Source organism: Myxococcus sp. AM010 (assembly GCF_013372585.1).
GTDB lineage: Bacteria > Myxococcota > Myxococcia > Myxococcales > Myxococcaceae > Myxococcus > Myxococcus vastator.
On sequence record NZ_JABXEO010000028.1, the window covers coordinates 1 to 22,564 of the forward strand.

At 69.4% G+C, this 22,564-nt stretch carries 19 protein-coding genes and 1 pseudogene; 10 read left to right on the forward strand and 10 right to left on the reverse strand.

All coding sequences use genetic code 11. The annotated features are described in order from the left end of the window. Positions 1-516: hypothetical protein (locus tag HV826_RS15320; protein WP_217918641.1), on the forward strand; the 516-nt coding region annotated here is incomplete at its 5' end. A 35-nt stretch (positions 517-551) separates the two neighbouring features. On the opposite strand, the gene HV826_RS15325 is transcribed toward HV826_RS15320, so the two are convergent. The 3 genes from HV826_RS15325 to HV826_RS15335 all read right to left on the reverse strand — a co-directional run bounded on the left by HV826_RS15325 (position 552) and on the right by HV826_RS15335 (position 3,538). Further along, complete coding sequence (locus HV826_RS15325) at positions 552-1,706, reverse strand: hypothetical protein (protein ID WP_176417753.1); 1,155 nt, start codon at positions 1,704-1,706, stop codon at positions 552-554. A gap of 25 nt (positions 1,707-1,731) precedes the next feature. After that, on the reverse strand, positions 1,732-2,814 hold the full coding sequence (locus HV826_RS15330; RefSeq protein ID WP_176417754.1) for a hypothetical protein: 1,083 nt from the start codon (positions 2,812-2,814) through the stop codon (positions 1,732-1,734). A gap of 136 nt (positions 2,815-2,950) precedes the next feature. After that, positions 2,951-3,538, reverse strand: coding sequence for a hypothetical protein (locus HV826_RS15335; RefSeq protein ID WP_176417755.1), 588 nt, complete (start codon positions 3,536-3,538; stop codon positions 2,951-2,953). 192 nt (positions 3,539-3,730) lie between these two features. Here HV826_RS15335 and HV826_RS15340 point away from each other — a divergent pair, with 192 nt between their 5' ends. The 5 genes from HV826_RS15340 to HV826_RS15355 all read left to right on the forward strand — a co-directional run bounded on the left by HV826_RS15340 (position 3,731) and on the right by HV826_RS15355 (position 7,935). After that, entirely contained in the window at positions 3,731-4,636 is a 906-nt protein-coding gene (locus HV826_RS15340; protein ID WP_176417756.1) for a WG repeat-containing protein, read from the forward strand. 446 nt (positions 4,637-5,082) lie between these two features. Next, positions 5,083-6,255, forward strand: coding sequence for a hypothetical protein (locus HV826_RS15345; RefSeq protein WP_176417757.1), 1,173 nt, complete (start codon positions 5,083-5,085; stop codon positions 6,253-6,255). Positions 6,256-6,441: 186 nt separating this feature from the next. Continuing rightward, complete coding sequence (locus HV826_RS37200) at positions 6,442-6,600, forward strand: hypothetical protein (protein WP_255207972.1); 159 nt, start codon at positions 6,442-6,444, stop codon at positions 6,598-6,600. Positions 6,601-6,948: 348 nt separating this feature from the next. Next, on the forward strand, positions 6,949-7,506 hold the full coding sequence (locus HV826_RS37205) for a hypothetical protein (RefSeq protein ID WP_255217239.1): 558 nt from the start codon (positions 6,949-6,951) through the stop codon (positions 7,504-7,506). Between the two features lie 180 nt (positions 7,507-7,686). Next, positions 7,687-7,935, forward strand: a complete 249-nt coding sequence (locus tag HV826_RS15355; protein ID WP_217918642.1) for a hypothetical protein — start codon at positions 7,687-7,689, stop codon at positions 7,933-7,935. Positions 7,936-8,228: 293 nt separating this feature from the next. Here HV826_RS15355 and HV826_RS15360 read toward each other — a convergent pair whose 3' ends face one another. Continuing rightward, positions 8,229-9,287 (reverse strand): hypothetical protein, encoded by a 1,059-nt coding sequence (locus tag HV826_RS15360; RefSeq protein ID WP_407938401.1) that lies wholly within the window; start codon positions 9,285-9,287, stop codon positions 8,229-8,231. A gap of 117 nt (positions 9,288-9,404) precedes the next feature. Next, positions 9,405-10,286, reverse strand: coding sequence for an aldo/keto reductase (locus HV826_RS15365; RefSeq protein WP_176417759.1), 882 nt, complete (start codon positions 10,284-10,286; stop codon positions 9,405-9,407). 126 nt (positions 10,287-10,412) lie between these two features. On the opposite strand from HV826_RS15365, the gene HV826_RS15370 reads away from it, so the two are divergent. Further along, positions 10,413-10,907, forward strand: a complete 495-nt coding sequence (locus HV826_RS15370; protein ID WP_255217240.1) for a hypothetical protein — start codon at positions 10,413-10,415, stop codon at positions 10,905-10,907. An 85-nt stretch (positions 10,908-10,992) separates the two neighbouring features. On the opposite strand, the gene HV826_RS15375 is transcribed toward HV826_RS15370, so the two are convergent. Beyond that, positions 10,993-11,691, reverse strand: coding sequence for an ion transporter (locus tag HV826_RS15375; RefSeq protein WP_176417760.1), 699 nt, complete (start codon positions 11,689-11,691; stop codon positions 10,993-10,995). A 271-nt stretch (positions 11,692-11,962) separates the two neighbouring features. Here HV826_RS15375 and HV826_RS15380 point away from each other — a divergent pair, with 271 nt between their 5' ends. Continuing rightward, the gene (locus HV826_RS15380; RefSeq protein WP_176417761.1) at positions 11,963-13,588 is read left to right on the forward strand and encodes a sigma 54-interacting transcriptional regulator; all 1,626 of its coding nucleotides are present in this window, start codon (positions 11,963-11,965) and stop codon (positions 13,586-13,588) included. Between the two features lie 66 nt (positions 13,589-13,654). Next, positions 13,655-14,095 carry a hypothetical protein gene (locus tag HV826_RS15385; RefSeq protein ID WP_176417762.1) on the forward strand — a complete coding sequence of 147 codons (441 nt, stop codon included), beginning with the start codon at positions 13,655-13,657 and terminating at the stop codon, positions 14,093-14,095. Here the strand turns inward: HV826_RS15385 and HV826_RS15390 are convergent. From HV826_RS15390 to HV826_RS15400, 4 genes and pseudogenes are all read right to left on the reverse strand, one after another. Next, on the reverse strand, positions 14,089-17,136 hold the full coding sequence (locus tag HV826_RS15390; protein WP_368670933.1) for a protein kinase domain-containing protein: 3,048 nt from the start codon (positions 17,134-17,136) through the stop codon (positions 14,089-14,091). The two genes, HV826_RS15385 and HV826_RS15390, sit on opposite strands and share 7 nt — an antisense overlap. Then, positions 17,109-17,444 (reverse strand): annotated as a pseudogene (locus HV826_RS38090) (hypothetical protein); the annotation flags it as partial. The gene HV826_RS15390 and the pseudogene HV826_RS38090, both read right to left, overlap by 28 nt. Positions 17,445-17,459: 15 nt before the next feature. Further along, positions 17,460-19,145, reverse strand: coding sequence for an alpha/beta-hydrolase family protein (locus tag HV826_RS15395; protein ID WP_176417764.1), 1,686 nt, complete (start codon positions 19,143-19,145; stop codon positions 17,460-17,462). Positions 19,146-19,312: 167 nt separating this feature from the next. Beyond that, positions 19,313-20,914: a PKD domain-containing protein gene (locus tag HV826_RS15400; RefSeq protein WP_255217241.1), complete on the reverse strand. Its 1,602-nt coding sequence runs from the start codon at positions 20,912-20,914 to the stop codon at positions 19,313-19,315. A 748-nt stretch (positions 20,915-21,662) separates the two neighbouring features. Here HV826_RS15400 and HV826_RS15405 point away from each other — a divergent pair. Then, positions 21,663-22,412, forward strand: a complete 750-nt coding sequence (locus HV826_RS15405; protein ID WP_176417766.1) for a hypothetical protein — start codon at positions 21,663-21,665, stop codon at positions 22,410-22,412. Positions 22,413-22,564 lie beyond the last annotated feature (152 nt).

The following is a 22,564-nucleotide window of genomic DNA, read 5'->3' on the forward strand; positions in this document are numbered from 1 at the left end:
GGGGAGGGGGAGGTGCGTCTGGTCCCGGGCGGGCTCCAGGTGGAGAAGGACGTGCTGAACCGCGGCATCCTCATTGTCGCGGGGGACGTGGAGGTAGGGGGCGAGTTCGGTGACGGAGACGTAGGGAGCGCCGCGGTCATTGCCGGCTCGCTCCGCTGCCAGGTCGCGAATGTCCAGGGGGTGCTCCGTGTGCGTGGTGCACTCGAGGCGTCCCAGCTTGTCTTCGCCAACAATGACCCGGAGCCGCTCGTGGTACGCGGAGGGCTCCGGGCTCCGTTGACGGTCCTTCAGCTCGGGCGCTCGCTCGACGTGAAGTCCGTGGACGGACTCGTGGTGGAAGAGGAAGTCACGCCCGCGCAGCTCGTGGGATTGAAGCGGTTGCTCCCGGCCTCGGTGTTGCTCGAAGTCGAGCTGGAGGACGAGGACGACGATGATGTGAGCATTCCGCTGGACGAGGTGCTGGACGTGGACGCGCTGTATGCCGCCGCGCAGGAGGGGTCGCTCATCTCTTCGTGACGAGAGGGGCGGCGACAGCCTTTGGCGCTGATGGCTCAGGCCAGGTGATGACGCCGAAGGAAGGCGTGCGCCTTTGCAAGAAGGGCAGGGTCCGCGTCCTTCAGCCACGTCGAGAGGCTCTTTTCGCCGCGCTTGTCCGCGGGCCTGACCAACAGGGCACCGGCCAAGGCCACGACGCGGTCCTCGCCCGTGCCGTCCTCGAGGACGCGTTTGAAGTGCGGGAGAAAGGGCGTGTTCTTGAAGGAGCCCAGGGCCGCGAAGACGATTCTCCGGCAGCGGCTGTCGGGATGCAGGACGACGTGCCTCAGGATGCCGTGCGGTTCAACGAGCTTGCCCCTGCGCTTGAGCAGCGCGACCGGCGGAACCGCATGAGGGGCCACCGCGGACAATGCATGTGCGATGCCCATCGGCGTCGATGCGCTGCGATTGTGCCTCGCGGCGTCGAGCCAGGCCTCAGCGAAGGCGCGGTTGTCGATGCTTCGGATGTTCTCCTTCCAACGCGGAATGGAGAACTCCGGGGGCTGAGCGCGCGGCTTGGGCCTGGCTCCCGCGGGAGCCGCCGAGGCCTTGCTTCCCGCGCGCAGCCAGGCGGCGGACGCATCGTCGAGGACCTGCTTTTCGTTGGCGGGAAGGTCGTCGATGTTGAGGCCCGGTCGCCGTGGGGCCGTGGTGATGGCCGCTTGCCACAGGACGTCCAGCGCGTACTCGACGCGGGGGCCGCTCCAGTCCGAAAGGACCCCGAATCCAGCGGTCGCGCACGGGCGCTTTCCCCTCAAATGGTCTCTGAGTTGCGCCCTGCTGGCGGGGCTCTCTAGCGACCTGAGCACGTTCACCACCGTGGCGACGCGCTTCGAGTCCTCGCGAGTGACGTCCGGCATGGGCGCATTGCCCAGGGCCGCGATGAAGCGCGCGTCGCGACGGACGCGGGTCCTCCACCGGCTGCGAAATCGGCTCGCGGTGCTTCCGTAGGCCGCATCGACGGAGGGGTCCGTCTCCAGCCGCGTGAGATAGCGCGCTTGCCCGAAGGCACGGACGAATCGGGTGGCTTCCGCGTCCTGTGTGGGCGCGCAGAACGCGCGGATGAGAAATGCGGTGGCCTTGGCTGAGTCTTTGCTCACGTGTGTCAGGATGTCAGCAGGCGCGGGTTTGCTCAACATCGACGATGGGGTGGGGCACGGCGATGCCGGCATCGAGGCGACGTGGCGCGAGCCCCAGCTACCTCGGCGTGTTGATGACCGTCAGCCGGTGTGGCTCCGGCGTCGCCCAGTTCTGGGGGGTGTTCCCAGACAGCGCAATCCCGTCGAGGACCACGTTGCTGTCGAAGAAGTAGAGCGCTCCGCCCTCCGGTGCCCTGTTGTTGCGGAACTCTCCGCCGCGGAACGTCCATTGGTTGCTGGCCGGGAGGTGCGCGGTGTTGACCGCCCCGCCCACGCCTCCGAACTGGGTTCGCGGACCGGTGCACTCGTTTCCGTGGAAGATGTTCCCGGTGGCGACCCCCGAGCTGGTCGGCGCAATCAGCATCAGCGCGCCGCCGAACGCGGGCGCCTTGTTGAAGCGGAACTCGTTGTGGTTCAGGTTCACGTTCGCGCGTGAGCCAATCCAAAGCGCGCCACCGGCGTTCTCGGAATAAGAGCCCTCCGCGCCCGCGCCGTTCTCGCCGTCGACCTTGTTGCCGTACTCCAAGATGCAGTGTTCGAGGTAGTCCTCCCCGGCGTCCGAAGTCGCCGCCAGCCGCAGTCCGGCCCAGCCCTGGGAGGGATTGCTGGCGGTGAAGACAATGGGGCTGTCCGACGTGCCCTGCGCGGTGATTCGCCCATGCACGGCGAGCTTGTGGTGTCCCATGAAAATGAGCTGGACGCCGGGCTCGATGGTGAGCCGGCTCCCCGCGGGCACCGTCAGGTCACCGGTCACCTGATACGGCGAGCCCGCGCGCGTCAGGGTGCGCGTCGTGAGGCTCCCGGAGAGGTTCGTCCCATCGGACGTGCTCACGGCGACCGTGGTGCTCGCGGTGGTGCTGCCGCTCTCGTTGGTCGCCGTGAGTGTGTACGTCGTCGTCGCTGTCGGGCGGACCTGCACCGAGCTCCCGCTCACCTCACCCACGCCATAATCGATGGAGAGGTCCTTCGCGCCGGTGACTTCCCAGGACAGCTCGGCGGGCACTCCCGGAGCGATGGTCGCGGGGGCTGCTTCAAAGCGCAGGATGTTCGGACGGTCCGGGACTGGATCCGACGAACTGCAGGCGGTGACGACCGCGACAACGGACCCGAGGGCCAGGACGAGACGACGCGAGTGGAGCATGCGCCCGTTCTACCTCAACCGGGGAGGCCCCATCGCCGGTATGGGGAATGGCCCCCCCACGGCCGTGAGCCCCGCGACGAACGGTCCGACTGAGTGGCTCAGCATCTCCAAGCGCCAGCGGGTTCCCCTGACGTGCCTACATCCACGCCGCGTCACACCGGGGACACATCGTGGCGCGCTCATACTCCTCTCGCGGGCCATCGAAGCCGCAGGCGTAGCAGGTCCGAAGAGGTTTCAGGACCTGCGGCGCCATGACAGGCACGGTGTCGAGCAGCGATTCCCCGAGGTCGGCTCCCATGGAGACCTCGCTCGACACCGCCTTCATGTCGCTCTCCTTCGGAATCTCCAGGGTGTCGAAGCGCTTCCACGCGGGCCGCACGCGCCCGGCATTGGGGTGAAGACTCGACGCCACCTGGAAGTGGACCTCATCGAAATCCGGGGGCAGCTCGAGCGGAAGCCGACACCGCACCACGCGGCCTCCCTCGAGAGGTGGCAGCGGGAACTGGCCCAGCATCCGGTGCTCGGAGCCCTGCTTCTGCCGGCCCATCATCAGCACGGACGACGGGGTGGCGGCGGGGGGCTCGAAGGCGGCCTGGAGCCACACGACGGCGGTGGCCTGCCCGAGCGGATTGCGAATCACGGGCTCCACGTGCAGGTGGACGGAGCCGAACTCTCGGGGTGGGCGTCCGACGTGGTCCAGGACGTCCGCGTAGAAATCACCCATGCCGCGCATCCTCGCCGCGCCGGCGGGATGCACGCCAGGCAGGCACCGCACTTCGTACCAGGCCGCAGGCGCGCGTGCCGGTCGCCAGCGGCGTACGGACAAACGGGGATGTCCGGCCCCACTCGCTGCCGCCACTCGTACATGCGGCCATGTGTGTAGACGGTCGCGGCCGCGGTCGTTAGGGTCCGCGCCATGCCCGCCACGCGCTACGGCTTCATTGATACGAAGGGGGAGTTGGTCATTCCCAGCCCCCATGGCACGCCCTTCAGCTTCAACGAGGGCTGGGCCCGCATGCCGGCCGAGAAGGGCTGGGTCTTCATCAACGTGAAGGGGCAGCCCAAGCTGCAGGTGAAGCGCGCCTTCACCGGCTTCTGTGATGGGCTGGCCCTGACGGACGAGGGCTTCATCGACGAAACAGGCGAGCTCGTGTTGCCCGTGGCCTTCAAGGCGAACTTCACGAAGTACGTCGTCGCCGGGGCGACGTATGTGAATGTGGGGCGCTTCGGCGCGGGGCTCGCGCCGGTGATGCGTACGGGGGCGAAGGGCTCCGATGCGTACATCAACCGGAAGGGCGAGGTGGTGCTGGACGGGTTCGCCGGAGGGCTTGCCCGGGAGTTCGTCAATGGCAAGGCGCACGTCGTCTTGAAGGACCGTCCCAAGACGGAGCAGAGCCGGCTCATCGACCCCAAGGGCGAGTGCCTCGTCAGCTTTGGCTTCAAGACGATGGGGCGCTTCTCGGACGGGCTGGCGCTGGTCGTGGAGAGTGGGAAATTCGGCTTCGTGGACGAGTCCGGCGCCTGGGTGCTGGAGCCCACGTTGTCGCCTTGGGGCGACACGTACCTGTCGGAGTGCGTGTTCCGCGAGGGATTGGCGCCCGTGAAGGTGAAGGGCCGCTATGGCTTCATCGACCGGACGGGGGCCGTGGTCATCGAGCCCCGCTTCCAGGCGGTCATAGGTACGTTTTCGGAAGGGCTGGCGGTCGTGAAGCAGGATGACCTGTTCGGCTACGTGCGCTCGGACGGAAGCTGGGCAATCCCTCCTCGCTTCGCCTCCGCCCAGCCCTTCTCCCACGGGTTGGCCGTGGTGCTGAACGGCTGAAGGCGCTCGCTCGCGGGGCGCGCCCCTCGGGCGGCATCGCCGGGGGCCTGTTCGTCTTTCCCGTCTTCGCCTCCCTGTTCTGGGCCACGGACTACCGGGAGTCGTTCAACGGGGAACTCAACGCGCTGCCCGACAGCGAGCCAGAAGCGCCCGCGCCGCCTGTCCGGGCGCGCCGCGCGAGCAGCGAGAAGTCGCGCACGCCCCGGCGCTGAACGGAGGCGTGGTGGGCGCACGCGCGTCGTCCCCGAGGTCTGATGACCGCCGTCCGGTCCCTGGTGTCTGCCGTCACCAGGGGCCGTGCACCACTCGCGAGGCCCCTCCTCCCAACTCCTTGAAACCACAGGGGCGCATTGGCCATATCGTTCGACATGGGCGTGGCATGTCGGCTGCAGTGGGGCAGGTCATCGCAGTCCTGACCCCTTCACCGACCTCCCGAGGAGTCTCCCATGGCCCGCCGCATCGGTTCGACCCCGCCCCGCTCCGCGACGTTCCCTTCCTCCAAGCCGCCCCAGTCCACGCTGCCGGCGCGCGCTTCCACGTTCCCCACCTCGACGCCCACGGCGACGACCAACCGGCCCACGGCGACTCCTCCCGCCGCGACGGCCACCAGGCCCACGGGGACCCTGCCTGGCGCGAATGCGCCGGCGGCCACGGAGCCCAAGCCCCTGAAGCACCCGGGCATGCCCGAGGGGGCGCCTTCCTACAGCCCCTGGGAGCTGAGCACGGGCCGGGCGTCGGACGTGATGGTGAGCGGTGGGGACAACAGGCTCACGGCGCCCGCGGCCGCGAAGCAGACGATGTTCGTCGACAAGCCGGGCAGCCCCTTCCAGAAGGACACCTTCGGCGGCACGGTGAGCGGCAACGTGGGCTCGATGCAGGCCTCCACCGCGAGCTACAGCGGCGGTGGCGTGCGCCACTACTCGGCCCAGGCCGAGCTGCGTGGGCCGTACGCCGGCTACGAAATGCAGAAGACGCACGCGGGCCGGCTGGGCGTGACCAGCGGCCAGGTCTCCGCCGAGGCCAACTCTTTCAAGGGGCAGGCCCAGGCGGGTGTGTCGCTCGACAGGAACGAGCACGCCTACACGGCCGCGTTGACGGCGAAGGCGGAGACGGGCGTGGGCGTCACGGCGAGCGCGAGCCACGACTTCAACCGGCACGTGGGCGGGTACGTGAAGGGTGAGGCCAAGGCCTCTGCCTCCGCCTACGCCGAGGGCGTGGCCAGCCTGGACCCGAAGACGGGCACGGCGTTGCTCTCAGGGCAGGTGGGCGCGTCCGCCACGGCGGGCGCGTACGGCACCGCGGGGGGGCACGTGGGCCGGCTGCACGGCTCGGTCACCGGGGGCGTGGTGGCGGGCGCGGCGGCCCAGGCGGGCGGCAAGCTCGGCCTGGAGAATGGCTTCCTCAAGCACTCCGCGGACGTCAACGCCGCCGCGGGCCTGGGCACGCACGTGAAGGCCGACGTGGCGCTCGACCTGCGTCACCACATGCAGCCGGGCATCGCGGCGGGTCTGCGCCCCGCGCTCGCTGGCGCCACGAGCGTGGCCTCGCCCGCGAACGCCATCGCGCCGGAGAAGTCGCGCGTCGAAAACTTCTTCGCCAAGGCCTTCCACAGGGCCTGACAGGCCTCGCGGAGCGGCGGGTTCGATTCCCGCCGCCTCCACACTCAGCAGCTCAGCGTTCCGGAGCGGATGCTGGGCTTTTTCTTCGCCTCCTGTTTCCTCCGGTGCCCTCCGTGTACCGGAAGCGACGGGCAGCCTTCGCCCAGAGAAGGCATTCGCCCGACCGCGGGGCATGAGCAAGCGTGGTTGAAGGAGCTTGGCCTCAGCGCCAGCCACAACCCGCGCGCGGCACTCAACGCGTACTTCCTCAGTGACGAGGGACTGACGTTGCTCGGGGACATGCTGGTCACCGGAGCCTACCGCGTCGACGTCCCCGAGGAAGGTGTCCTCCTGGTCGCCGCATGACTGCCGCGCCACGGCGCCGCCGAGCAGGCACGCACGATGATTGAGGAGCTGGCGCCCTTCTTCTCCTGACTGCGGTGCTACCCGGTCCCCTACACGCGTCCTCCCCCGAAGACGGGCTCCACGTCCATCTCCAGTCCGTGGCGAAAACCACGAAGCAACTCAAGCGAGTCCACCTGCCCCTGGACATCAGGAGCTGGCGGCGGACATCTTCATGAACGCGTTCTCGCCGAAGTTCGACGAGGCGGCGCGGCGTGCCGCGGCTTTCGTTCAAGGCAGCCATTTCGCCCAACGCTGCCTGGCACGTGCCCAAGCCGAGGGGCATCAGGCTCACGGGACAGCGGCAACGGGATGATTATCGAGCAGGCGAAAATCCTGACCACGCACAACCTCGCCGTCCTGTTCGATGCGCTGGGTCTCACGCGAACGCTGCGCCCGCGGTTGCCCGAACTGGCCCGCCGGTGCTTCGAGCGCGTGTTCCGGTTGCTCCTGCGCGATGTCTCGCGATACCAGCACCGGCTCCGCAACGTGAAGAACGCCGCCTATGCATGGCGGCAGATGGTGTTCTTCCTCTCGCTGCGCTCCAAGTCGGAGCAGGAGGCCTGCGGACATTGGGCTCAGCAGCACCTGGACCCGCATCGCGGAGCCGTTCACACCGGCGCTCACGCGGCGTCTCGCGGCGATCGACGAGCAGGTTTCGCCAATGCCTGGCCGGGTGTTCCCTGGCTGGGCCGTTGGCGCACACTGGCTCTTGGGAAATCAAGGACCTGCACGCGGCGCGGTGTAGTCCGCCGCGCCGTGCGCTTTCAGATAGTGCCCTGCGGGCTGGGTCAGACAGCGTTTGGGATTTCACAATGTCAGGCGGTGTATGGGGTTCCCGCGAGTCCTCCCGCCGAATGTCTGCCCTAGAGTTCCTCCAACTCGTATGCATTGGGGTGCGCCGTGGCTATCACGACCCGACAGCCTGTCTTTCATGCCGTGCGAAGTCTGCTGGGCATGGGCTCATCCTCCTCTGCAAAGAGTGCCACGTCGAACTCGACGAAGGCGACTGCCGCGGCCCCGGATTGGAAGGTGACGGCGGCCAGCCTCATGGAGTCCTTCATCCAGTCCGGATACGTGACTGGCATCAACAAGCCCGGCATCGCAAAGCTCGAACAGAGAATCATGAGCGAGATGGAGTCGTTCATTCGCGACAACCCGAAGCTGCCCGCGGACGAACTCGACAAGGTGGCGAAGCAGGTCACGATGCGCCACCTGTCCATGGCGAGGACGGATGGTCAACGTGAGGCGAAGATCAAGGCTCGCCTTCAGGAGCTCCAGCAAGACCGCTGGGGCTGAGGGCCTACCGACAGGACATGCCGCGCCCGGGCGCCTTCAAAGCGGGCTCCCCGGAGTGGCTCCGGGCGTGGGGACAATCCGGTACATCGCGGACGCATCGTCTTGCTACAGCAGCGGGAGTTCCGGCTGTACCACGGGGGCTTGCTCCGCCCCCGGAACCGGCGGCATGCGGTGCTCCTCGTGCTGTGGCGAGCGCTCCACCCATCGCGGATGGACTTCCGACCGGTGCGCCCAGGCCCCCGTGTCAGGGGCCCGGGCAGGTCCGGCTCACCGTCAGGAGAGCCGGACCGCGGTCACTTCCTGCGCTTGAAGGAGTCGAGCGTGGGGCAGTAGGTGGCGTACCCGTGACCGGTGAGGGCGCCATTCTCGTAGATGCCGTTCACGTCGAAGGCCACGAAGTGCGACTCGGGAGGGGTGCCGTCCAGGACGCAGGTAGGGCAGAGCGAGGCCGCCACGGGCGTGAATGTGAGGCTCGTGCTGTGCAGAAAGTACGCCGTCGTTAGCACGCCCTCGAAGTCGACGAGCGTCGCTCGCGGCTCGCCTGGCGCGGAGCCCACCTGCGGCGTTGCGTCCACCGGCACCCTTACTGAGTAGACATTGACAAGCTGCGGTGGGAGCGGCGAAATCTCGGTAGGGCACTCACCCGGCGCGCCGTTGTTGAGCTCGATCCACAGCTCCCACGGATCCTCAGAGTTCTCCGGCTCTTCGTAGCCGAAGTAGGCGCTGGTCAAGTCGCGCTGGTTTCCGCCCATTTGAATCGTGATTGCGGTCTCCTGGCACTCGCCCTCGCAGACGGAGAATGGATCCGGCTCGGTACCCCCGTCCGGGTCAGTGCCCGCGTCAGGCTCGGTGCCTGCGTCGGGCTCAGTGCCCGCGTCCGGGTCAGTGCCCGCGTCAGGCTCGGTGCCTGCGTCGGGCTCAGTGCCCGCGTCGGGCTCGGTGCCTGCGTCGGGCTCAGTGCCCGCGTCAGGCTCGGTGCCTGCGTCGGGCTCAGTGCCCGCGTCAGGCTCAGTGCCCGCGTCAGGCTCAGTGCCCGCGTCAGGCTCGGTGCCCGCGTCAGGCTCGGTGCCCGCGTCAGGCTCGGTGCCCGCGTCGGGCTCAGTGCCCGAGTCGGGCTCGGTGCCTGCGTCGGGCTCAGTGCCCGAGTCGGGCTCGGTGCCCGCGTCAGGCTCGGTGCCCGCGTCAGGCTCGGTGCCCGCGTCAGGCTCGGTGCCCGCGTCGGACTGAAGGCCCGCGTCCGGCGTCGGAACGACGTCATCGGGACCACAGCCAGAAAGTGCGGGAGCGACTGCGAGGGAGAGTATCAACAGGGAGCGTATCGAGAGTCGCAGGTTCATTTCGTGGATTGTCACGGGTTCCTCGCGGAGATGCGAGGGGGCCCGGCCTTCTTCTGGATGGGCGGACACCCCGGAACACATGAAAGGCTGCATCGAGCCGTCCCCTCCGTGGGGCACCGCTGGCGTGCAGCCTCAAATCAGCCCATCCCAACCCGCACCACACCGACGGAACGCGTCGCGGAGGGCCTCCACGAAGTCGGAGGGCAGAGGGCCCTCCTCCAGCGCCTGGATGTTCCGCCGCAGATGCTCCAGCCGCCCGGTGCCCACGATGCAGGTGGAGACGCCAGGGACGTGTGCGGCGAAGCGCAAGGCCACATCGCTCCAGTCCAGGCCGCGCGAGTCGAGCGCCAACGTCCGCATCCGGTGCCAGTACTCACCGAGGTCATGCGCGCTGGGACGCTCCGCGAAGCGCCAGGGCGCATTCCCCAGAGGACGCTTTGCGATGACCCCCATGCCCCGCGCTCGTGCCCACGCGACGCCCCGTTCGATGGCGCGCTGGTCGAACAGGTTGACGGACGTCTGGACCACGGCGAAGGCACCCGTCTCGAGCGCGTACTCCAGCGCGGCGTTGTCACCGGAGTAGGCCGCGGCGCGAACCTTGCCCGCTTCGACTGCACGGACCAGCGCTTCCACGAGCCCGGGGCGCTGGAGCACCTCCAGCGGGCACGAGTGGAAATGCACCACGTCAAGCACGTCGGTGCGCAAGCGCATGAGGGCCTGGTCCACGCCACGGGTGATGCACTCGGGCGTCCAGTCCTCCACGCCTGGCACGCCGTAGCCGCACTTGGTGGAGAGGACGAACTCGGAGCGGCGCCCCCGCAAGTGCCGGCCGATGCGCTCTTCCGACGCCCCATAGCCGGGCGCCGTGTCGATGAGGTTGATGCCCGCATCCAGGACGCCGTGCAGCAGCGCGGCGGCCTCCGCTTCCGCGAGCGCCGGCCCCCCCACGTGTCCGGCACCAAAGCCGAGCACGGACACTTGCAGTCCCGTCCTTCCCAGGGGGCGACGCTCCATGGAACCTCCTCGCAGGGCCTGGTGGAGCCACGCGTCAAGTGGAGTTCACAGCATGTCACAGGGACAGTGACTCGGCGGCTGGTGCGTGCACTCGCTCCCGGGGACCATTAGCGCCCGATGCACGCCATGAAGCCGTTCTCCGTGCAACGCGTCGCAGGTCTCCTCTTCGTGCTCGGGCTCGTCTCAGGAGGCGATGCAGGCGCGGCGCCCGCGGACGCCCCCCTGGCGTCCGAGGAGTGCGTCGAGGCCGTTCCCGCGGAGCCCCGGCTCCTCGTTCCGGAGCTCGTGCACCCGCCTCGCCGCGCCATCTGGAGCGCGCCGGACGGAGGTGGGCGCAGCTTCCTCGTGCCCATCGTGGAGATGAGCGCCTTCCACGGCATCTTCTGGGGGACGGCGAAGCTCCTCGGCAAGCCCTACGCGGACATCTCGTTGGAGACCATGCGTCGCAACGTCACCGATGGCTGGGTGTGGGACGACGCTCGGGCACCCCTACCAGGGCGCGCTGGCGTACACCGCGGCGCGTTCGAGCGGCTTCGGCTTCTAAGGCTCGGTCCCGTTCACGGTGGCGTCGAGCGTGTTCTGGGAGCTCTTCATGGAGTCCGAGTCTCCGTCCACGAATGACCTCGCCCACTTCGCCTCGTCCGCTCGGACTTTCTTGGGGGCTGGGGCTCCTTCCTCGAGCCCAGGGATGTGTCACGCGCTCGCTTCAGGTGAGCAGCTTGCGCTTGGCGGCGGTGAACTCCTGCTCCGTGAGATGGCCGCGCTCCCGGAGCGCGGTCAGCCGCTCCAACTCGGACGCCAGGCTCGGCGCGGAGAGCTCGGCCGTCTCGTTGTCCGCCGCGAGGAGGGCATTGCTCAGGCTGGACGCCACCATGCCGATGAGGCCAATGCCCATCAGCATCAGCACCGTGGCGCAGACGCGCGCCAGCCCCGTCTGCGGGGTGATGTCACCGTATCCCACGGTGGTCGCGGTGACGATGGCCCACCAGATCGCATCCTGGAACGTCGACAACGCGGGGTTGGTGTCCCGCTCCAGCATCCACACGACGGTGCCCATGCCCAGCACCACCGCCGAGGCGATGAGGATCGTGTGTCCCAGCTTGTAGCGGTTGAGGAGCGCGTCCAGCACGGCGATCGAGCGGATGCGGCGGTATGAGGACACCACTCGCAGCAACCGCAACACGCGCGCCAGTCGTAGCAACTGGGTGACGCGGAGCAGGCTGAACGCCTCCGCGTACAAGGGCACCAGGCCGAGCAGCTCGAACCAGCGGCTGCGCAGGAACGCGGTCCGGTTTTCCGCCCGGAAAAGGCCCCAGAGGAAGTCCCCCAGGAAGATGCAGATGAAGCCCAGGTCAATGGCCGCGAGCACCTGAAAGCGCGGCTCCGGCCAGCGCAGCCCCGACATCTCCACATAGAGGGATGGGGACGAGGCTGGCCAGCGCCAGCACGGACATGAGGAGGTCCCTCAGGGCGAGCCTGGGGGACGCGGTGCCGGCCTGTTCCTCTACGGTGCGCACTTGCCGCGTTTCATCGGCCCCCGAGACGGATTCCTCGTTTCGCATGGGGCTCCACGCTAACGCAGCGGGCATGGGATGAACACCCACGGCAACCTGGACCGGCGCCCGTCTGGTGCCCTGGACATCCACCTTCCCGCGTGGCCAGGCGCCCACGGGGGCATGAAGTCTGCTTTGCTCCGGGACGTGCCTTCCCAGCCCCGTCCCCCGGCGTGGGACCACTCCACGGCCGATGCCTCCCAACGCCCGCTCTCCACGGAGGGCTCGCGGCTCGTCCCCGCGCTGACCGTCGCCTCGCACCCGCAGATGCGCCGCGTGGGTGAGCGGCTGTTGTTGGATGCGCTGATGGCGGGCCGCCAGGTGCGCCTGCCCCGCAACGCGCCGGACTTCATGCGGCCCGGAGGCGCGCTGGGCCTGCACCTGGCCGACCCCTACCTGAGCCGCAAGCCGCTCACCTTCGCGCCGGGCGCGGAGGGGGGCATCCGGCTGGAGCCGAGCGAAGGGAGTCGCGTGGTCATTGGCGGCGAGGTGCTGCGCGAGCCGAGGGAGCTGTCGTCGGCGGAGGTGGCCGTGGGGGTAGCGCTGGAGCTGGCCGGGCGCGTGCTGCTGGTGCTGCACCTGGCGGACCCCACGGCGCGGGAGGACGAGGACGCGCTGGACATGGTGGGCGGCAGCATGGGGCTCCAGCGCGTGCGCCAGCACATCACCCAGGTGGCGGACCTCTGCGTGCCGGTGCTCGTTCGCGGCGAGACGGGCTCCGGCAAGGAGCTGATTGCCCGGGCCATCCACCAGCAAGGTACGCGCAGGGACAAGCCCTTCGTCAGCGTGAATCTGGGCGCCATTCCTCGCGAGCTGGCGGCCGCGGAGCTGTTTGGCGCGCGCAAGGGGGCTTTCACCGGCGCGGTGAGAGACCAGCCCGGCTTCTTTCAGGCCGCCCATGAGGGGACGCTGTTCCTGGATGAGGTAGGCGAGGCGCCTCCCGAGGTCCAGGTGATGCTGCTCCGCGTCCTGGAGACGGGGCAGCTCTACGCGGTGGGCGACCGCGCGCCCATCACCGTGGACGTGCGGCTCGTCGCCGCGACGGATGCGCACCTGGAGGAACAGATTCAGGCGGGGCGCTTCAAGGCGCCGCTGCTGCACCGGCTGGCCGGCTACTCCATCCGCGTGCCGCCGCTGCGGGAGCGGCGCGAGGACATCGGGCTGTTGTTCCGCCACTTCGCTCGCGCGGAGTTGGAGGCGCTGGCGGAGGCGTGGCGCCTGGAGCCCCCGGAGCCTCACGTGGAGCCCTGGCTTCCGCCGGCGCTGGCCGCGCGGCTGATGGGCCACCCGTGGCCGGGGAACATCCGCGAGCAGCGCAACGTGGTGCGGCAGCTCGTCATCGGCAACCGTGGCCAGCCGTGCCTGCGGCTCGACGCGGAGCTCGAACAGGTGCTGGCCCTGGCGAAGGTGGCACCTCCGGGACGGCCCGCCAGCGCTCCAGCTCCCGCGCACCCCCGGGCCACTTCCCGCCGCAAGCCCTCCGAGATTCTCGAGGCGGAGCTGCTGACCGCCCTCCGTGACAATGATTGGGACTTCCAGGCCGCGGCCGATCAGCTCGGCATCCACCGCTCCTCCATCTATGACTTGATAGAGAAAAGCCCGACCCTGCGGACCGCTGGAGCGTTGAGCGCCGAGGAAATCACCCGCTGCTTCCACGATTGCAAGGGTGACCTCGATGCGATGACCCGGCGCCTCCAGGTGTCGAAGCGAGCGTTGGGGCGGCGCGTGAAGGAGCTTGGACTCGTTTAGGCTCGCTGTGCATGAGGTCTACCTGGGAGCCCTGTGATGAATCCAAGTGAGGTGGTGCGCAGTCGAATGCGGCATGTCCTGACCCGCGTCATGGTGCCGGGCCTGGTGCTAGGGCTTCCGTTCGCGGGGCTCATGGTCGGCGACACCTCCGAGGCCGCGCAGGAGACGCTGCCGGAGTCCGCTTCCTGCGATTGTTTTCATCGCGAAGTGAAGGTCCAGGTCGATGCCCACGGACTCCACTTCACCCCGGACCACTGCCTCTCAAAGGGAGGCACCGTGCGGTTCCTCAATACCTGTCAGACGGAGGTGGTCATCAAGGTGGATGGACCCGAGATAGAACCGCCCCTGTCGCTGCTCCCCGAGAAGGAGGAGGACATGCCCCTCATCGTCGTGGGCACGTACACCGTGACCGCCGTGGAGGGGTGCCCCGAGCTGCCGGATGACTCGCGGACCGGGACGCTGGAGGTGGGGACAGACCCTGGCCCGGGCGGCAAGGTGTGTCAGTGAGCTGAGGGGCCGCCCGAGGTCTCCAGGCTCCCAGCCGCGTCACGCAGGCGGGTGCGCAGGCGCAGCGCGTCCTCCCAGCGAGGGCGCGCGGCCAGGACCTCGTCCGCCAGCGTGAGGCCCCGCTCCAGGGCGGGGCGGGGCTCCAGTCCCGCTGTCCTCCGCCACGCGGCCCATTCGCGGCAGAAGTGGCCGAAGGCGACGCGGTAGTCCAGGCGCTGGGGCTCCAATTCGAGCGCCTTCTCGAAAGAGCGTGTGGCCTCCTCGAAGTCCTCGGCGCGTGCGCGCTGCTGGCGTGCGAGCCAGCGGGCCCGCAGCCCACGCGCTTCGCCCTGGACGAGCCACGCAAGGGGCTCCCGGGGGCCGCGCTCGAAGGCCTGGCGCAGGGCGGCCTCGGCCCGGTCGAGGCTCGCGCGTGGCTCGCCCGCGTGCTCCAGCGCGTAGGCCGCTCGCCGGACATGGACGCGGGCCAGGCTGGCCGGATAGTGCGCGCCGCCTGGAATCAGCGCGCTGGCCTGCTGGTAGGCCGCCTCGGCCGCCTGGAGGTCGGGACGTGGGTCCTCGCCAGAGCGCGCGAGGTACGTGGCGCGCTCGGCGTGCGCCTCACCGACGTTGTGGTGGCCGAAGCCCTGCTGGGGCGCCACTTGGATGGCCTGCCGCGCGGCCTGCACGGCCAGCTCCAGGAGGGGCAGGGGCGCGCCGCCGGAGTCCCACGCCGCTCGCGCCTGCTCCAGGAGGACCGCGCTGCGGCCGTTGTGGAGCTGGGCGATGCGGGCGTTGATGCGCAGGCCGCCGTCGAAGAACGCCAGCGCGGTGGCGAGGTCGGGCCCCTCGGCTCCTCCCTGATTCCTGCGCCGCTGGGCGAGCTCCAGGTGCAGCGTGCCGCCCAGGAAGTAGGGCACGTAGTTGCGCGGGTTGAGCTTGCGCGAGGTGTCCAGCGCGACGCGGGCCTGCTCCAGGTCTTCCAGGGGCGCTTCGGCGCGTGGCCGCGTGGCACGGGTGAGGTAGGCGATGCCCAGGTTGATCCACGCGTCCGGCAGCCGCTCGTCCAGCCGGATGGCCTCGCGATAGGCCGTGATGGCCTCCGCGCGGTGGCCGCGCGAGTCCTCGCCCTTCTCGTCGTCGTAGTCCGCCTGGATTTTGAAGACGAGGCCCCGGGTGGCGTGGAACTCGTAGTCCTGGTCCTTCTCGGGGATGCTCTCCAGCAACGCCCTGGCCTGTCGGAGTGGGGCGCTGGGGTCCAGGCTCCGGGCCTGGAGGGCGCGGGCGCGACGCCAGAGGCTCTGGACCTGCTCCATGCGCGCGCGGGGTGGCTCGGGCACCTGCTGCATGGCGGCGCGCGCGGCCGTGAGCGCCTTGTCGAGCGACGCCTCCACATCACCGCCCCGGCTCATGCGGTGCTCCGCCAGCCGGTTGTGGAAGCGCGCCTCCAGGACGCGCGCCAGCCCGAAGTCCGGGTCCGCCTGGAGCGCGCGGGTGACGGCCTCCAGCCCGCGCGTGAATGCCGGGAGGACCTCCCCCCGGCTGTAGAGCTCCATCACCATCGCGGTGTACTCGAGCCGCGCCAGCGAGCGATGGACCTCGGGCACGCTCTCTCCCGTGGCGGCGGCGGCGGCGTAGGCGCGGCGGCCGGCCTCGAAGTCGGCCAGCGCGCCCTCCCGGTCCCCCTGGTTCCATCGCCGGGTGGCGCGGGCCTGGAGGATGTCGCCCCGGAGCAGCGGGGCCTCATGGAACCAGGGGAGGCGGTCCTTCATCGCGTCGAGCTGGGTGAGGGCCTCGTCCAGCCGGTCCTCATAGAAGGCCAGCAGCGCGGCGACGTACTCGGGGGAGGGCACGTCGGCGCCGTGGCTCTGGCGCAGCCACTCCAGCGCGGGCGCGCGGTATTTCCGCTGGATGTCCTGCTTGCGCGACTCGCGTTGCTCCGGGACGCGCAGGCGTTCGGCCTCCAGGAGCTGCTCCTGGTACAGGTGCCCCATCACCAGGGCCAGGGCCCAGGCGACGCGGGGCTCGCGGACGCCCTGGCTCCAGGCGGCCTCCAGGTGCTCGCGGGCCTGGGCCACGTCGCCGAGCACCAGCGCGCCGCGTCCCAGGGCGTAGTGGCCCGGACCCACGGCCAGCGCGCCGGCTTCGTGAATCTCCGCCTCCAGCGCTTGCATGTGGCCGCGGAGGGCCTCGCGGTCGGCGCGGATGTCGTGGAGCTGCGAGAGGCCGGAGTAGCGGGCCAGGGCCTCGATGCGCTCGACGCGCTCGGTGAACCGGCGTGAGAGGTGCTCGCGCCGGAGGGCCTCCTGGCGGGTGAGGGCGACCTGGGCGGCGGCGAGCGCCACGGTGAGCAGCGCCGCGGAGGCCACGCCCACCACGACGAGGTGCTTGCGCAGCGCCTTGCGCAGCCGGTAGCCCGGGCCGGTGGCGCGCGCGCGCACGGGTTCGCCCGCGAGGAACCGGTCCAGGTCCTCGCCCAGGGCTCGCGCGGAGTCGTAGCGGGCGGCGCGGTCCTTCTCCAGGCACTTGAGGACGATGGCCTCCAGGTCCACGGGCAGGGCCGGGTTGAGCGCGCGCGGCGGGCGGGGCTCGACGGTGGCGATGTTGCTGAGCACCTCCAGCCCGTTGTCGCCCGGAATGGGCGGCTGCCCCGTCAGCGCCGTGTAGAGCGTGGCGCCCAGGCTGTAGACATCCGCGCGCCGGTCCAGCCGGGACACCTCTCCTCGGGCCTGCTCCGGGGCCATGTAGTGCGGCGTGCCGAGCACCGCGCCGGTGGCAGTGAGGCCCTGCTCCGTCCGGTCGCGCGCCAGCCCGAAGTCCATGACGTAGGGCTTGAGGCGGCCGTCCCCGGTGCGCTCGACGAGGATGTTGCCGGGCTTGAGGTCGCGGTGGATGAGGCCGGCCCGATGCGCGGCGTGGACGCCTTCGGCGGCGTCCCGCAGCAGCAGGGCACCTGCTCCACGGTGAGCGCGTCCGTGAGCTGGTTCAGCGGCAGGCCGTCCACGTACTGCATGGCGATGAAGGCGTGTCCCTGGACCTCGCCCACCTCGTACACCTGGCAGACGCGCTCATGGTCGACGCGGGCCTGGGCGCGGGCCTCGGACAGCATGCGCCGGGTGAGCCCGGAGTCTCCACCCCGGACGAACTTGAGCGCGGTATGGCGGCGCAGCCGTGGGTCATACGCGAGAAAGACCTGCCCCATGCCACCCTGGCCGAGGAAGCGCACCCCCTGGTAGCGCTCCCAGCCGGGCACGGGGAAGACGGGCGCCTCGTGGGAGGCGGCGCGCGGTGAGGGGGCGCCGTCCAGGGTGGACGCACCCGCTGCTCCTTCGCCCACGACTTCGCTGCTGGCTCGCGCTCCCGTGCCCATTTTCGGAGCGTGAGTCTAGCGGCCTCCGCGGGCGCGCAGGACTCCCCGCAGCCGCGCCGTCTGCTCGTCGGTCCAGCCTTCGGGGCGCAGGAGCGCGACCCAGGCGTCCACGTGCTCGCCGGTGTACACGTGGCCGTAGCCGGCGGGCACCTCCATCCCCAGTGGCAGGTCGGCCGTCACCTGCCAGAACGTGACGAAAGGGAGCCACACCATCGCGCCCAGGACATCGTGGCCGCGAGGCTCCCGCAGCCAGTCCGGCCGCTGCAACAAGAGCCGGGGGCTCCACCAGATGATGGGGTCCGAGGGGTGGAGCAGGTACAGCACCCGGGAGTCCCCCCACGGGGCGGACGCGGGAGGAAGGTCCGTTCCAGGGCGCCGGCTGAATCGAACGATGCGTCCGTTCCGATAGACGGGCGCTACCTCGGGGCTGCCCGCGTCCCGGTGGTCCGTGAACTCGCGATACAGGGTGTTGAAGTTCGGCGGCCCCACGAACAGCGCGCCATCGGTGCGATTGGCCAGGTCCCGCTCGCCGCTGAACGCCGTCTCCCCGCCGTAGGAGCCCAGGCTTTCGCCGAACACCAGCAGCTTCGGCCGGTGGCCCTCGGGGAGCCTGGACCAGCGCTCGTAGACGACGTCGAAGAGCGCCCGGCCCGACTCACGCGCCCGCTCCTGGTCCACCAGGACGGAGAGCCAGGACCACAGGTGGGAGTACTGCATGGCGACAATCGCGGAGTCACCCCGGGTCAGGTACTCGAAGGCGTCCACGGCCTCGGGCACCACCCAGCCACTGCCCGTGGTGGTGACGACCAGCAGGTAGGCCCGGTCGAAGCCGCCGGCGCGCTCGAGGTCCTCGACGGCGAGCGTGGCCCGCGCCTCGGCGTCCGGCGCGGAGGCGTAGCCGGCGTACACGCGAATCGGCTCCTTCACGGCCGCCCCCTCGAACGCGGCGAGGTCGGCCATGGAGGGGCCCCCGCCGACGAAGTTGCGGCCCTCTCGTCCCAACGACTCCCAGCTCACCCGGGAGCTGGGGCCGCCGGAGCGCAGGGCGGTGCGGGGCTGGAACACGCCCTCGTCGGTCGTCGCGTCCCGCACGCTCAGGGTCTGGTCCGCCAGCGCGATGAGCCCATCCCACAGCACGCCGCTCGCCACCAGCGCGGTGAGCACCACCACCGCCAGTCCACTCGTCGCGCGGGCCGCGCGAGGGCCGATATGCCGGACGAGCCGCGCGTCCAACCGGCGGTACACCGCGCGCAGCCCCCGTCCCGCGGCGATGAGCAGGATGAAGAAGGCCGCCGCGACGACGGGTGCGAGCAGGTAGCCCGCGTTGCCCGGGTGGGGAACGCCCATGAGCTCCCGGATGCGCTGCTGCCAGTGCCAGCCCAGCAGCAGCGCGCCGGACAGCGCCACGAGCGCCGTCACGAAGAAGCCCCGCCACGCGCGAGGACTCGGCGTCCTCGCCGGACGTGGGGAGAACTCGCGCCACAGCCAGGCGCCCAGCACCCCCAGCCCGTAGCCCATGGCCGCGCTGAGGCCGCTGACGAAGCCCTGGAAGGGCCCGCTGCGCGGCAACAGGGAGGGCGTGAAGGCCAGGCACGCGAAGAGCAGGGCGCCCCACGCTCCCGGCAACGTGTAGCGGAGCCAACGGGGCCAGGCACCCAGCGCCAGCGCGGGCCGGACAGCGCGAGTGAAGAGGCGCTCCATGACGACCCCCGCGATAAGGACCTCGATGCCCGCCACGGTGCTGCCGAGCAGGCGTCGAGAGACGGCACACGGAAGGTAGGCCCTGGAGCGGCCCCCGGCAGCACGCGCTCGGCACGCCCGGCTCCTGGGGCCCTGGCGGCGACCAGGGCCCGCTTCGTGTTCGAAAGTCAGCGAACCTCGAACTCGTAGATGCGCGTCGCGGGGTCGCCGCTCTGCGTCGGCGTCGTCACGTTGAGCCTGATGTAGCGCGCCGACGCCGCGGTGATGGCATGGGTCGAGCTGCTGCCGGTGTTGTTGCTCACCGTGACGGGCGTGCTCCACGTGGAGCCGTCGCTCGAGGTCTGGATGGTGAACGCCCGGCTGTTCCAGCTCGTTGATTCACCCCCCGCGCCCGCATGCTTGAGCGTGAAGCTGCTGACGGTCCGCGCCGAGCCGAGGTCGACCTGCATCCAGGCCGGCGAGGCCAGCGAGCAGAACTTGTCGGTGGTGCCACCCGAGACGCTGCCGTTGACCGCCTTGGCCGCTGATTCGCTGCTGTTGCAGGGCGCTGAGCTGGTGGTGGGCCTGTTCAGCGCCAGGTTGGCGTAGCCCGAGCCGACCGACACCGTCTGGGAGTTGCCATGGCTCGCGCCGCCATTGTCGGTGACGGTCAGGGTGACGTTGTAGTTGCCAGGGCTCGCGTAGGTGCGCGAAGGGTGGGTCGCGGTGGAGGTGCTGCCGTCGCCGAAGTTCCAGACGCGTGAGGTGATGGTGCCGTCTGCGTCGGTGGACGCATCGCTGAAGGTCGCGGTGAGGCTGCTGACGGTGACGCTGAAGTTCGCCACCGGTGGGGTGTTGCCGCTGACGGCGGTGTTGATGGCCGCCGCGTACTGCGCGCTGGTCCCCTGCGCGCTGCACTTCTGGATGTCGTCGTACAACCACATGAAGCCGCCGCTGATGCCCGCGCTGGCCTTCCAGTTGCTCATCCGGGTCTGCACCACGGAGGGGCTGTCGCCCGACGCGCAGCCGCTGCCATGACTGGACCACAGGCCCGGAGCGACCGTCATGCCCATCGCGGTGTTCCAGCTCGCGGGGTTGTTGCCGGCGCCGCCAGCGTAGACCTGGAGGTAGATTCTATCGACCGCGCTGCCGAGGTTGTTCTTGAGGTTCCGCCAGAACGTCTGCTGGGTGTACGGCGCGAAGGTGATCTTGTAGCCCATCCCGATGAGCATCTGGCTGAAGGCCGTGGTCGGGGCCAGGTCGTAGGCGCTCTCGTCGTCGAAGTTCACCGCGTCGGCGCCGGTGGCGGTCTTCAGCGCCTGGAAGTTCCTGTACAGGATGCTGTGGGTGCCGGTGCCGCAGACGATGGTGGTGCCGCAGCCGGGGGCGGTGCCGTTGACCAGTCTGCTCATGCGTTCAAAGTCCGGAACGCCCCAGGCGCCCGTCGACACTTCAATGCGGTTGACCGAGGTCGGCGCGGTCTTGAGCGTGGCCAGGCGGGCCGGCCAGGCCGGATCACCCATGTAGGCGCCGTTCTTGACCACCGGAATGTCGTTGTAGATGAGGTCGCCGTTCTCCTCGATATGGAAGCTCCAGAGGATGACCGTGGTGAAGCCCGAGCCGCGCAGATCGTTCATCACCGCGGTCCCGCCGGAGTAGAACGGGCCGCCGCCGTAGATCGCCGAGTACGCGCTGGCGTCCGGCGCGGCGACGGCCAGGGCGAGCGCGGCGAGCGCTGGCAACAGGCCGCGGAGAAAGACAGACGGCGCGGATTGATTCGACTTCGGCATGGAAAGTTCCTTTTGCGTTGTGCATTGTGAGTGGGACGATGGCAGGCGATTCGCGTCGATGTGTGAGTGACAATGCGCTCGCGCAGACCCACGCGCTCTCCGGGTCGCCATTGGCGGCGGCGGCCTCACACTGGGAGTGATGGCTCCTTCGTGTCAATCTTTGGGTTGATTCAAGTCAGGCGAGAAGGTTCAAGTACAGGTGTCTGCAATGGGCGTGAACCGGGTGAGGGACGGGTTGCGTGAGGTGTGAGTGTTGAGTAGTGTCGATTGCGGTTTGCTGTGATTGCTGTCTCGTCTTGAATTGCGTACGGTCCCATTTCACTCTGCTGGGAGAGGCAATGGCCGGACTTTCCGCTGTGCTTTTGATGTCGATGGGGCTGCTGTTGGGCGCTGGTGAGGGCGTTCCCGAGGCAGGGAAGTCAGAGGCGCCCCAGGTAGAGGGCGATGACACTGACTTTCTCTGTGTCGAGAATGCCTTGTATAACTATTACAGCGACGCGAGTCACACGACCTGGGTTGGGGAGACCTATTGTGCGTGCGGCCAGTTGGCGGTGCTTACTGGCAGGCGCACTTCATACGTGGAGGTCGTGTATGCCGAGCCGTGCCTGAGCGAGGCACAGGACGGTGCGTCCGCGGCTGAATGACGGGCGCGCTCAGGCGCTGTGCGATTTACGGAGAGACGAGGCTCTCGTTTCTTCGTGGTTCGTCTAGACTCTCCGTGAATCCACCCTTTCACGGAGACCTCACGATGTTCAGCGCCTTCTCGCGTCCCCTGCGAACCTTCACCGCGACCACCGCGCTCCTGGCCCTCACGGGCTGCGGTGACGATACGCAGGACCCGCTTCCGAATCCGCCCGAGGAGCTCGCCTGCGACGCACAGACCTATGCGGAGGCCGTCCGCAACGCGGCCGAGCCCACCTCCGCGGACATCTCCACGGCGCTGTGGGACATCAGCCCGTCGAATCCGAGGCTCATCTGGAACGAGTCCCAGACGGCGGTGCGCATGGCCATCTGGACCACGTACACGGGCTACACGCTGGGCGAGAACACCCTCTCCCGTGAGGTCTGGGTCACGCCCGCGCCTCAGCTCCAGACGTTCTGCAAGACGGTGCCCGAAGAGAAGCTCGTCGCTCGCCTCAACCAGTACCTGGGACTGCCCCCGGCCACGGAGGGCGACAACGCGCGCTACATCGTCGAGCTGTGGGTCCGGCCCGGGGACATGTTCCGGCCCTGCCCGGACGCGGAGATTGACGACACCTCGTGCGGCCTGCAGTTTCCTGCCTCGGCCACCTCCGAGCACAAGGATTGGATCAACGCCTATTACGCCTCCAGCTATGGGTTCTGGCAGAGCACGCACTACCCCTGGACCGGGCTGGGCTACACGTATGACTGGTGCAACGCCGACACGCGTGTAGGTGGAAGTGAGTACGTGGTTCGCGCTGACTCCATCGTCGACGTGACGGGCAAGTTCGAGCGCGCCATCTACTGCGCGCCATAGCGAGACGGCCCCGGGCACGCGTGCCACCCAAGCCGCGTGCCCCCCGCCGGGCGCCCCCCCTCCTCGACCTCGAGAAACTTCATGCTCGAAAAGCGCTGTCCTCTTCACCTCTCGTTGCCCGCCTCACGCATTCTCTCCATGGCGCTGCTCCT